Annotated in this window: 12 protein-coding genes; 5 read left to right on the top strand and 7 right to left on the bottom strand. The window is 30.0% G+C overall.

The window, feature by feature from the left end; all coding sequences use genetic code 11:
- Window positions 1-318: 318 nt before the first annotated feature.
- Window positions 319-660, bottom strand: a complete 342-nt coding sequence (locus tag A2255_05760) for a hypothetical protein (protein ID OGI22907.1) — start codon at window positions 658-660, stop codon at window positions 319-321.
- Window positions 661-938: 278 nt separating this feature from the next.
- Between A2255_05760 and A2255_05755 the strand changes: the two genes are divergently transcribed.
- Window positions 939-1541: a hypothetical protein gene (locus A2255_05755; GenBank protein OGI22906.1), complete on the top strand. Its 603-nt coding sequence runs from the start codon at window positions 939-941 to the stop codon at window positions 1539-1541.
- A 25-nt stretch (window positions 1542-1566) separates the two neighbouring features.
- Here the strand turns inward: A2255_05755 and A2255_05750 are convergent, their stop codons facing one another.
- Genes A2255_05750 through A2255_05730 form a run of 5 tightly spaced genes read right to left on the bottom strand, consistent with a single transcriptional unit; the run spans window position 1567 to window position 5077 of the window.
- The gene (locus A2255_05750) at window positions 1567-3090 is read right to left on the bottom strand and encodes a tRNA uridine-5-carboxymethylaminomethyl(34) synthesis GTPase MnmE (GenBank protein OGI22905.1); all 1524 of its coding nucleotides are present in this window, start codon (window positions 3088-3090) and stop codon (window positions 1567-1569) included.
- A complete protein-coding gene (locus A2255_05745; protein ID OGI22904.1) occupies window positions 3091-4248 on the bottom strand; it encodes a hypothetical protein in 1158 nt (385 codons plus the stop codon).
- A 29-nt stretch (window positions 4249-4277) separates the two neighbouring features.
- The gene (locus tag A2255_05740; GenBank protein ID OGI22903.1) at window positions 4278-4484 is read right to left on the bottom strand and encodes a membrane protein insertion efficiency factor YidD; all 207 of its coding nucleotides are present in this window, start codon (window positions 4482-4484) and stop codon (window positions 4278-4280) included.
- 51 nt (window positions 4485-4535) lie between these two features.
- On the bottom strand, window positions 4536-4922 hold the full coding sequence (locus A2255_05735) for a ribonuclease P protein component (GenBank protein OGI22902.1): 387 nt from the start codon (window positions 4920-4922) through the stop codon (window positions 4536-4538).
- 2 nt (window positions 4923-4924) lie between these two features.
- Window positions 4925-5077, bottom strand: a complete 153-nt coding sequence (locus A2255_05730) for a 50S ribosomal protein L34 (GenBank protein OGI22901.1) — start codon at window positions 5075-5077, stop codon at window positions 4925-4927.
- 386 nt (window positions 5078-5463) lie between these two features.
- Between A2255_05730 and A2255_05725 the strand changes: the two genes are divergently transcribed.
- Window positions 5464-6261: a hypothetical protein gene (locus A2255_05725; GenBank protein ID OGI22900.1), complete on the top strand. Its 798-nt coding sequence runs from the start codon at window positions 5464-5466 to the stop codon at window positions 6259-6261.
- A 443-nt stretch (window positions 6262-6704) separates the two neighbouring features.
- Window positions 6705-7520, top strand: coding sequence for a pyrroline-5-carboxylate reductase (locus tag A2255_05720; GenBank protein OGI22899.1), 816 nt, complete (start codon window positions 6705-6707; stop codon window positions 7518-7520).
- Window positions 7521-7570: 50 nt separating this feature from the next.
- Here the strand turns inward: A2255_05720 and A2255_05715 are convergent, their stop codons facing one another.
- Window positions 7571-7816, bottom strand: coding sequence for a hypothetical protein (locus A2255_05715; GenBank protein OGI22898.1), 246 nt, complete (start codon window positions 7814-7816; stop codon window positions 7571-7573).
- Window positions 7817-8099: 283 nt separating this feature from the next.
- Here A2255_05715 and A2255_05710 point away from each other — a divergent pair, with 283 nt between their 5' ends.
- On the top strand, window positions 8100-9059 hold the full coding sequence (locus A2255_05710; protein ID OGI22897.1) for a hypothetical protein: 960 nt from the start codon (window positions 8100-8102) through the stop codon (window positions 9057-9059).
- A 522-nt stretch (window positions 9060-9581) separates the two neighbouring features.
- Window positions 9582-11606 (top strand): hypothetical protein, encoded by a 2025-nt coding sequence (locus A2255_05705; protein ID OGI22896.1) that lies wholly within the window; start codon window positions 9582-9584, stop codon window positions 11604-11606.
- Window positions 11607-11895 lie beyond the last annotated feature (289 nt).

The following is an 11895-nucleotide window of genomic DNA, read 5'->3' as shown; positions in this document are numbered from 1 at the left end:
GAAAATGTCTTGCAAGGCAACTTGTTAACATTGTTTGGAAAATTCTTAAAGATTAATCTTTTTTAAAAATCGATAGAAATATCTAACCTACTTTACTGTTTTATCCTAATATTCGATCACACTAATTTTGAATAAATTACCACTCAAGATTTTTTGTCATATTTAGGATATCAGGTAAGATTCTTTCACATGTCATTCTGAGGAGAGAAGTGACGTGAGAAACGCATTGTTATACTCTTTTGAGATTGCCACGCAAGTATGATTATTTCTTAAAATTACGATTCATGGCTCGCAATGACAGAAGAACTTTTATAGATTTTATTTTAGCAATTTTAAAAGAGCTTTTCTTTTTTCAGGAGAAGTAAGTAGTTCATTTAAAAGTTTTAATTCTTCATCTGTAAGATTATATTTATTTTTTAACTCTTGTAAAGAATGAATAGATTCATTTTTGATGAACATCTCACCTTCACCAGCTAAAAGCCAATTGATATTTACGTTAAATTTATCTCTTAATATTTCCAAGTATTCTAAAGGAGGTTTTCTTTCTTCTCTTTCATAACCCCCAAGCGTTCTTGCTGGAATATTCACAATTTGAGAAAATTCTTCCATAGTTAATTTTTTATTTTGCCTAACTTGCTTCAATCTATTACCAATACTCATTTTTATTTATCACCATACTAGATTAATGTTTACAAAAGCTTCTCAAAGTGTGTTGACAATTTTACTCAAATAGTGTAGTCTAATAACATATCAAATTGATTAAATTTTTATTTAAAGATACCATAAAAAGCCATGAAAATTTATGGCTTTGGTTTGAGTTTTGTATTTCGTAAAAACTTTAATGCTATAATGATATATAATTTTAGTATTATATATCATTATAAATTTGAATAAAGCATATAAAATATGTCTTTTTCTTGAAAAAGGATTAATGAAATTTGCCAAACAAAAGAGGATTTACATTAGCAGAAATATTAATTACTCTGATTACAGTTGGAATAATTGCTGCACTTACCGTTCCTGCTTTAATTCAGAATGTTCAAGATAATATAAACAGGAGTGCATGGAAAACAGCTTACGCAAATTTTGATCAAGCCACCAAAAGAATTCTTATAGATTATGGAGGTAGTTTTAAGGGTATATTTGAAAATAATAATGATCTTGGTAATAAATATAAAGAATATATGACATACACAAAAACTTGTTTAGAAGGGACAAGTCAAGGTGATTGTTGGCATGCTAGTGGAGTTATCAAAAGCTATGCAAACCCTAATAATGTTATAATCGCTCAATGGGAAAATGGAAGTAGCTTTATATTGAATAATGGTATGTTAGTTTATTTCTTTTCTGTAGACAAAGATTGTAATAATGATGACTGTGGCGATATTGTTATAGATGTTAATGGTTTTAAAAAACCAAATAGAATAGGTTATGATATATTTGGGATTACAATATATACAAATAAAGTAAAACCATGGGGAGATGGCAATAATTGTTCAAATGGGGGGGAAGGTTGTTCATCATATTACCTTTTGCATTAAAGAATTAGTCAAACAATTGATACTTTTATTTACCAATACAGAAGTTAGAGAAAATATTATTGATAATCTCCTCAGAAACAACCTCTCCGGTTATTTCCCCCAAAAATAATAGGACTGATTTTAGGTCTATAGATATAAAATCTTGAACCTCTCTATTTTTAGAAGAATTTAAAGCATGGAGTAGAGAATTTTTAGCATTTTTTAAGCATTCTTGCTGCCTTATGTTAGTGGAAAAATCACTATTTACAGATAAATCTATAGAAAAAATTATTTTTTCTATTTCTTTTTTGACCAAATCCAGTCCTTGATAAGTTTTTGACGATACATAAATTACATCATTATCATTTATTTTACATGTCATTAAATCGGCTTTTGTTCCTATTTTTACAAGAGGTTTATCTTTTACTTCTTCATAAATAATCTTGTCTGCAGTACTCATGCCTTGTGAAGAATCATATAAAAATAAAACCAGATCAGCTTCTTTAATACAGGCTTTTGCAATATTTATACCTATAGATTCTATATAATCACTTGAACATTTGCTTGCTAATTCTCTAATTCCTGCAGTATCAATTAAAGTAATCGGAACTCCACCAATATCAATAATTTCTTGAATAATATCTCTTGTTGTCCCTGGAATATCGGTGACAATAGATCTTTCTATGTTAAGTAAAGAATTAAATAAAGAAGATTTACCTACATTAGGCTTTCCGACAATAGCTACTTTTAAGCCATATCGCATTAAGTTAGAAGTTGAAGCGGTATTTAAAGCAAAATTGATTTTTTCTATCAAAAAATTAATTTTTTCTTCAATATAACTATATTCAAGTTCATCAACCTCTTCAGGAAAATCTATTGCGGCAGTCATTAACGATAATAAATTTACTAAATCTTCTCTTAAACTACTTATATATAAAGAAAGTTTACCTGTTAGATTATGAGCTGAAATAGAGGAAAAAACATCTGTTTTTGAGTGAATTAAATCAAGAACAGCTTCTGCTTTACTTAAGTCCATTTTTCCATTTAAAAAAGCTCTTTTAGTAAATTCTCCAGCTTCTGCCATTCTTGTCCCTGATTCAAGACAAAGGTTGAGGACACTTTTAACAATATTAACTCCGCCATGACAATGTATTTCAATTACATCCTCGCCGGTATAACTTTTTGGAGCTTTAAATGCAAGAACAATAACTTCATCTAAAGGAGTAAAATCAACTAAATCATTAACCAGCGAATGTGACTTAGTCATCTCACAATGGCATGGGGTATTATTGGAAGAATTAGCAACCGGAGACAGTGGCTTAGTCACATTGTAATAACACGAGGTATTACTGGAATGATTGATGACTTGAGACAGTGACTTAGTCACCCAGCCATGATAAACTTTTCCGGCTTCAAAATCAGGCACTTTTTTTTCATTAAATTTACTGGAAAATATTCTGGAAATTATATTAAAAGAATTTTCTCCACTGATTCTAATAACACCAACCCCACCAGTTCCAAGTGGGGTTGCTATTGCTGCTATTGTATCTTTTATATTATTTATTACCATTTATTTTTTTCTTTTTTTCTTCTTAGGTCCAGAAATTTGTGGTTGACTGGCTGTTTCATCTTCAGAAACTTCTTTTCCTGTAACTGTTTTAACTTCTGAAGGAATCTCATCAACAATAGTTTTAGATTTAGAAACTTTTTCTTTTTCTATGCTTTTATTAATCATAACTGTTTGAATAACTTGAATTATATTACTTACAACCATATATAAAAGAACACCGGCTGGAATTGGGAAGAAAATAAACATTGAAGTGATCATTACAGGCATTATTTTGCCCATTTGATCTTGCATAGCCTTTTGAGAAGGATCCATTGCTGTAGCACTGCTCTGAGTTGTCATTACTTTCTGAGATAAAAACATTGTTATACCAAAGAGTAATATTAGAGCCAGAACATCATAATTAAATGTTGTTTTTACTCCTTCTGTTTCAATTTGAGCTGCAAGAGAAGAATCCGTTTTATTAAAAGTAATATGTTCAATTTCCTTAGTACTATTATTAATTACCGGAATATCAATTTTTTGAACTTCGCTTAATTTACCAGATGGTAAATCGAGTTTATCCAAATTAACCTGTAAGCTTAAAGCTTCTCCAGGAATAACTTCCTGTTTTTGATCTTTATTTATAAAGATTTTGTTTGGATCTTCAACCTTAACGTCCTTGATAATACCCTCTTTTGTATAAACAGTCACATATTTACCACTTGAGAATGTATCTCCTTTTACAACACCAAAGCGTTGATCACCTGCTTCTCCGGCATGACTTCTAATAGGAGCATCAAGTCTACTTATAAAGAAGAAAGATGAATTACCAGCAACTTCTATAAATTGAGGACTAATAAGAGCTGTATAAAGCAAAATAAATATAGGCATTTGGATTAGTAAGGGGAAACATCCTCCAAAAGGATTGAAACTGTGTTCTTTGTAGAACTCCATCATTTTCTTTTGCATTACTTGAGGATCACTTTTATACCTATTTTGTATTTCTTTAAGTTTTGGAGATAATTCCTGCATTTTTTTCATTGATTTTTGCTGGGACACACTTAAAGGCCACATAACTACTCTGACCAAGACAGTCAAAAGTATAATTGCCCAGCCGTAACCACCTGCTATTTGACTTAAACCTTTTAATATTTCTACTGTAATCGTTGTAAAATCCACTATTATAACCTCATTACAAATTAATATACTTATGGAACCGGATCAAAACCACCCGGATTTAATGGATGGCATTTTATTATTCTTAATATACCAAGAGAGCACCCTTTTAAAAAGCCGTATTTAATAATGGCTTGTTTTGTGTATTCAGAACAAGATGGATAAAATCTGCATACACGAGGAGTATATTTTGAGACTTTCTGATAAATTTTTATTAATAAAATTGCTATTTTTTTCATTTTTTTTGTTTTTATAACTAGAGCCGTTTAAATTTAAATAAAATAAAATATTTAATTTCCCATCAAATCTGGATTTCCATACCGTTTATTAGCTTTCCTTAAGCACTCTACAATATTATCATATACTTCTTTGTAATCAACTTCAAGAATATTTGGCCTTGCTATAAAAATTAATGTTTCCCACTGATTTATAGGAATTTTTGTAGTCTTTTTTATATTTCTATAAGCTTCTCTCATTAACCGTTTAATATAATTTCTTTTATTAGCTCTTTTATGAACTTTTTTTCCAACAACAAAGCCTACTCTGGGAGATGTTTCTAAAGAATTTTTTAATTTTCCTGTATATAAAATAAGTAGTGAAGTTGCTACAGATCTTTTAAGATTGTAAGTATAACCAAATTCACTACTTTTTCTAAGTCTTTCAGGCTCCGGTAACACCTTTATGCCCTATTTTTAGCCACGATTGCTATTTTATGGCGCCCTTTAGCTCTTCTTCTGTTAAGTACATTTCGGCCGTTTGGGGTGCTCATTCTTTCTAAAAAACCGCTTTTACGTTGTCTTTTTCTCTTTGTTCCTTCGAGTGTGCGTCTCATTTCTTGAACTCCTTTTATATTTCGTTTTGTTTATTGATTTTCCAATTTAAGGTTTTTACAAACATGTTTTTGAGTATAACACTAAATTATCATACATAAAAAAAATTTTTTTGGGAACTTAACTACATTATCATATCATTGATTATCCCAATGAAGATTATAATTTGTATATTAGGACTTAATTCATGTAATAAATCATTTTCCCTGGCTCTCCTCATTATATAACAAACAAAACATGCAATTTGACTATATTTAACATGTTTTAATTCTAAATAAATATTACAAATATCATGAAAAACTAGCAATTATTTCTAAAATATATACTTTATATAATATATATATTAAAAAACAATTAATCATTATAAAATCAAAAAGGGGGAGAGTATATGATTAACTGTAAAAATACTATAGGAAATATGGATTTACTATTAAATAAAAACTTTAGTTTAGGTGGAAATCCTGTTCAAGGAACACCACAAGGGCAAGGAAATAAAAACGACATAAGTATATTTGAGGCTTTGAAGAATGATTCGAAGCCTCAATCTTTTTCTAATGATTTTTCAAAATTTGATACACAAGCTCCAGCATTAGATACTAATGAAACATTAAAATCATTCATTCAAACATTAATGACTTTAGTAAGTAATTTAGCAGCTAAAAATCAAATTCAAAACAATCCTGCAGCAGCACCAACCGCTACACAAGGAGCATTAACTCCACCAGCAACAAATCCAACAACACCAACACTAGGTGGAGATAAACAAGTTCAAGGTGATAAAACAGGAAAACTTTCACAAGCAATGCAATTAGTTAAAGACTACGTACAAAAAACAGGAAATTTAAAATTAATGCAAGCGTTACAAGATCCAAAACTTCAAATAATGGGCGCAGATCTTCCAGCTATGGCACTAGGAATGCAAGAAGATAATACTATTCAATTAAATAATAAAAACATGGATCAAAGATCAGTAGAAGAAATAGCCTCTACACTAATTCACGAACTTAACCATTACTCATTAAACACAACTAACTCCCTAAAACAAGAAATGCAATGTGAACAAATAGCAGAAGATTTCTTAGATTACCTAGGAAAAGGTGAATTTGATGATGCAAACGAAGTCGCACAAATAGATGAATCAGTTAGAACCAGATACAAAGGAATGGGTCTTCCAGAAACAGCTTAAGTATTTAATGCATAAAATAAAGCATTAATTCCCAGAGAGAGCATAGCCCTATTTACCCCTATTAAAAAGACTGCCCCAAAGGTGGTCTTTTTAATGTCAATTTTCAAACTTTGGTAATATTTATTACCTAACTTAAGATATAGACTAAAGCCTTTGAAACAGTCAGACTTAATTTAAAGCTATTAAGGAACAAACAAAAAAATATTGCGTATTTTAAAACGCAAATCTGTCATTGCGAGCGAAGCGAAGCAATCCATTAAATAATGCTATAATTTGGATTGCCACGTCGGGCTTTCAGCCCTCCTCGCAATGACAATATCACTTTATGCGTAAGTATTTTTTGTTACCTCCTTAGTTTACGTTGTACCTCTACTCAAACTTTTATTGAAAAAATTTGAATAAACAAATAAAATGTTTTCAATTGGAAAGGTAAGGAAAAATAAATGCTGGAAAATATAAAAATAGGTTTTATCGGTGCTGGAGTTATGGGAAAAGCCATTATTAGTGGCTTAATTAAATCAAAGTTTGTACCTGAGAATAATTTAACCGCGTCTGAAATAACAGAAGAAATAGCAAAAAAAGTATCTGGAGAGTTAGGAATAGAAGTTATATCAAACAACAAAGATCTTATAAAAACATCAGATGTTATCATTTTGAGCACAAAACCCTTCATTATAAAGAATGTTTTAGAGGAAATTAAAGAAGATTTAACTAAAGAAAAAATAATAATTTCTATAGCTGCTGGAATAAGTACTGATTTTATAGAGAATATTTTAGAAAAAGAAGTTCCTGTTGTTAGAATTATGCCTAATACTCCTGCTGTTGTAGGAGAAGGAATGTCAGCTATATCCAGAGGTAAATATGTAACCGATAACCAGATAGAACTAGTAAAAAGAATCTTTTCAAACATAGGAAGATGTATAGAAGTTCAAGAGAAATATATGAATGCAGTAACCGGAATAAGCGGAAGTGGTCCGGCTTTTATTTATCTAATAATTGAAGCTCTAGCTGACGGCGGTGTAAAATTAGGGCTTCCTAAAAAAATAGCAATAGAACTTGCTGCTCAAACAGCTCTTGGCGCTGCAAAAATGGTACTTGAAACAGAAAAACACCCATCTGTTCTAAAAGATGAAGTAACAACCCCCGGAGGTTGTACAATAGCAGGTTTAGCTGTTATGGAAGACAGTAAAATAAGAGCTGCTCTTTCAAAAACCGTTCAGGAAACAGCAAAAGTAGCATCTGAATTATCTAGTAAATAATAAATACAGGATAATTTTATCCTGTATTTATTATTTGAAATCCTAATATTTTATCCTACAAGACCACTATCGTCTGATTCACTGGCTTTTACCATAATGGCATGTTGAACAGGCTTTTCTTTTTTGATTGAAGCGTTGTATGATGGCTCAATTTCATAACCAAAATCTTCTTGATATTTTTTCTGATTTGATTCATCAACAAGTTTTTTCGCTAATTCAGCTATTTCATAAACAAGTTTATATCTGCTATCTGTTTTTTCGTTTAAGTCAGAAGCTATTTTTGTAATTTGTTCCATTATCTTTCTCCTATTATTTGATATTAGATTGTAAATTAAGAAGATTATCTATGTATTCTAAATATAATATACCAAGAAAAAACTTTATTGCCTATTAATATAAAACAAACTCTTCTTAAAATTATAGTAGTGCTCCAACGTTAACAGATAACTTTAATTTAAGTCTATCGGCTATAAAGACATCAAGTGTTAACTTAAGTTAGGTGATATTATCACCAAATTTTTAAATTTTAAGAAGAGAGGTGTAAAATTAAAATTAGATATCGATTTATGGGTAAGTATAATGCTAAGAGTTATATTGGTTGGTTATGGTGAATTAGCTTCATCGCTTATGTTAGGAGTACTTGAATCAAAACATGAGCTGGTAGGAATTTTGCGCTGGGAAAAAACCAAATCTAATAAATTGCTTTTCTTTTTAAAAAATATTTTTTGGCCAGATCAGCTAAGTTCACTTATAAAGGCTAATAAAATATCTGAAATAGAGGCAGAAAGCATAAACAGCGAAAAATTTATAAAAAAAGCGTTAAAATTACAGCCGGATGTAATAATAATAGGATCTTGGGGTGAAGTTATAAAGAAAAATACAATAATTTTGCCTAAAATAGCCTGTATAAATTGCCATCCATCCTTACTACCAAAACACAGAGGAAGTAATCCATATGCATCAACTATAATACAAGGCGAAACCAAATCCGGCATAACTTTTCACCTTGTTAATGAAAAATTAGATGAAGGACCTATTCTTCTTCAAAAAGAAATTATCATTTCTAATGATGATACAGGAGGAAGTCTTAGAACAAAGTGCTCATATACAGCTAAAGAAGCTATAAAAGAACTTTTAGAAGGACTTGAAAATGCCAGATTTTTACCTCAAAAACAAGACGAAAAAAAAGCAAGTTATTTCCCCCTATTAACCGAAAATGATGCTAAAATAAACTGGAATTCTTCTGCAGATTCAATATACAATCAAATTAGAGGCTTAAACCCCTGGATGAAATGCTATACTCGCTATAAAGATCAGTTTTTTATGATAAATTCGAGTAAAATAATTGATCTTAAAAAACCTGTACATAAACCAGGGAAAATTTTAGTAAAAAGTAGTGACGATTTATTAGTATCAACAGCTGATCCTAAAAAAGCCATATTATTAAAAAACATTGAAATTTACGGATTTTTAGGAAAATTATTGTCTCGTTTTTACATAAGATTTTTTGTTAAAACAGGAAATTTCCTTGGAAAATAAAAATTTTAAAAACAATTTATTAGATTTTGTATAAAAAAACTTAGCATATATAATAACCCCTCTGGGTAGGAATTAACCCTACAACTGAGGATTTAATTTAATGAAAATCTTGATTAATAATTTATAGTAATAAAGTAACTCTTCAGTCCAACTAATTTCCACTCCTAGTAAGTTAAACCTCCTTTAGGAGGTTTTTTATTAAGGAAAAATTGATAAAATAACTTGAATTGCTAATCAATTAATTTTAGCCAAAATTCTCAAAAACCCACCCCTGCCACCCTTAGGGTGGATAAAGGGCAAAAGCTGAGAATGAGATTATTTAGCTCCCGCTTCGCTCTTTATCAAATCTATATAATTTTTGAGAATTTTAATTCAGTTATATCAAGCTTTTTATTGGTCTAGCAATTCAGGTTGAATAAAAAGATCAATATCCCTTTATATTAATCCTGATTTTTTATAAAATGATCAAAGAGGTTAGAATAATAAGAATACAATGAGAGTTAGTAAATAAAAGGTTTATTTATGATCCATAGAGAGTTTGTAAGAGAGATTTTTTATTTTTATCCTGAAAGATTTGGTTATAATTCTCAATCAATAGAGGATGTTTATCTTGTTGGAGAATTTAATCAGTGGGGAAAAGAGATCCAGAAATTAGAAAAATATAAATTAATAAAAGATAAAACCAATAAATGGATTGGTATATTTGAGGTACCTAAAGGTAAAGGTTTCTACAAATTCTTTTTGAATAAAAACACGTATACTCCAGATATGAGCTTGCTATCTTATTCTACAGTTACAACGCCGGATTGGGCCCAAAAAGCCACCTGGTATCAAATAATGGTAGATAGATTCTATAATGGAGATAAATCAATAATTCCACCAAATACAGTTCCATGGGATTCACCTCCTGATTTTTTCAATAATTTTGGTGGTGATTTAAAGGGTATTAAAGAAAAAATTCCTTATTTCAAGAATTTATTCGGTTCTCTTAAAAATAAAGCCTTATACTTAAATCCTATTCATGAATCATTGTCATCAAATCATAAATATTGGCCTGAGAATTTTGAAACCATAGATCCACAATTTGGAAGTGAAGAAGATTTAATAGATTTAATAAACGCTCTACACAATGAGGGAGCAAAGATAATAATTGATTTAGTCTATAACCATACTGGATTAAATCATTATGCTTTTCAAGATGTTCTAAAAAAAGGTGAAAAATCAGAATATTTCCATTGGTATAGAAAATTACCACATCTTCCGGGAGAAAGAATAAAAATACCTGTTTTAGAAAATTATCTTGATGATAAACCTCAAAATATTGTAATTGAGAATGATCCAAGAAAAGAAAATTATGATTCTACAAAAGAAAGCTATATAAATGTCTGGTGTGGAAAATATAAATTTCCGATAATAGAGCCTGAAAAGTTCAAGAATGCAAACGTAGAGGAGATTTTAAACAACCAACTTCATTATAAACTAATCCATATCTATAATGATCCTAATTATAAATGCTGGGCAGGTTTATTTGAACTGCCTGAGCTAAATACAAAGGATAAAAACCTTAAAAGACATCTTTTTGACTCCTCAAGAAAATGGATAAAGTTGGGTGTTGATGGTTTTAGGCTTGATGTTCCTGATGTGATAGCAGATTCCCATCAATTCTGGAAAGAATTTAGGCAAGAAATTAGCGAGGAAGCAATATTAATAGGAAAGAAACCCGAAGATATTTATGTAGTTGGGGAAATATGGTCTGGCGGGATACTCGGATCTACCTATTTATATGGAAATGAAGAATCAAAACCCGAAAGATTTGATGCTATTATGAATTATCCGGTAAGAGAAGCTGTTTTAAATTTCTATTCAGGAGAAATATTAAACAAAGCAACGGATGCAGTATTTTGTCAGGGAGAAATTAATGTTTCAGAATTAGATAAAAATCTGCATAAAAACATTGAATATATGTCATGGGGAACTGATCAGGTACAATTTAACGTGTTTTCAAGTCATGATACGAGAAGAATTAGAACAGTATTAAAAGATGATAGAAAATTAAAAGCAGCATTAATTATGCAGTTTACGCTTCCTGGCGCTCCGACTATTTACTATGGAGATGAGCTTGGAATGTTAGGAGGTAGTGATCCTGATAACAGGGCTACTATGAGGTGGGATGTTTTTGATGATTTATTACATTATAACAATGAAGCATCTATATTTAATCTCTATAAAGACCTTATAGACTTACGAGATAATAATTCTTGCCTTATTAATGCTCCACTTTTAACATTACTAGTTGATAACGAAAATAAAATATATGCTTATGCTAGATATATCAATGATTCTAACTGTGTAATTGTTATAATGACAAGAAATGGTTTGAATAACGATTTAAATATTGATATTTCAGAAATGCCATTTGAGAATAAAACAAGCTGGAAAAATCCTATTTCAAACAAAGACTATATAAATTACGGCAGAAGTATAACAATACAGCCTGTCGATTTCAAAGACAATTTCGGACTAATTTTAATGGCGGTAAAAGAATAAAAATATTTGGTAGTAGTAAAAACTTAAAGAGATTGTCATGCTGAAGCATAAATCGTCAATACTAAGTTATAATCTTGTCAACATCTTGCCAGTTTACACTTATTAAGGACAGCGTAAAAAATACTTATGGATTTTGATGAAAAATCCAATAGGTATTTTTGTAGGTGACTCAGTCACACTATTAAAGTCCTTAAACTATTTCAACGTGTACTTATATATGTGCCTTTGGCACTTCTTATAACCAGCAAATAATCGAGCAATAAAAAATGCGTAAGTATTTTTTATTGCG

The organism is Candidatus Melainabacteria bacterium RIFOXYA2_FULL_32_9, assembly GCA_001784615.1.
Taxonomy (GTDB): Bacteria; Cyanobacteriota; Vampirovibrionia; order Gastranaerophilales; family UBA9579; genus UBA9579.
Note: the sequence above shows the minus strand (reverse complement) of the source record. Positions and strands in the feature narration are given on the sequence as shown.

What these genes read in the sequence shown, in the direction of transcription:
- A2255_05750 (OGI22905.1), bottom strand. Translation starts at nt 3,090, where the DNA reads ATGGTAATAAATAATATAAAAGATACAATAGCAGCAATAGCAACCCCA.
- A2255_05730 (OGI22901.1), bottom strand. Translation starts at nt 5,077, where the DNA reads ATGAGACGCACACTCGAAGGAACAAAGAGAAAAAGACAACGTAAAAGC.
- A2255_05725 (OGI22900.1), top strand. Translation starts at nt 5,464, where the DNA reads ATGATTAACTGTAAAAATACTATAGGAAATATGGATTTACTATTAAAT.
- A2255_05740 (OGI22903.1), bottom strand. Translation starts at nt 4,484, where the DNA reads ATGAAAAAAATAGCAATTTTATTAATAAAAATTTATCAGAAAGTCTCA.
- A2255_05720 (OGI22899.1), top strand. Translation starts at nt 6,705, where the DNA reads ATGCTGGAAAATATAAAAATAGGTTTTATCGGTGCTGGAGTTATGGGA.
- A2255_05705 (OGI22896.1), top strand. Translation starts at nt 9,582, where the DNA reads ATGATCCATAGAGAGTTTGTAAGAGAGATTTTTTATTTTTATCCTGAA.
- A2255_05710 (OGI22897.1), top strand. Translation starts at nt 8,100, where the DNA reads ATGCTAAGAGTTATATTGGTTGGTTATGGTGAATTAGCTTCATCGCTT.
- A2255_05760 (OGI22907.1), bottom strand. Translation starts at nt 660, where the DNA reads ATGAGTATTGGTAATAGATTGAAGCAAGTTAGGCAAAATAAAAAATTA.
- A2255_05715 (OGI22898.1), bottom strand. Translation starts at nt 7,816, where the DNA reads ATGGAACAAATTACAAAAATAGCTTCTGACTTAAACGAAAAAACAGAT.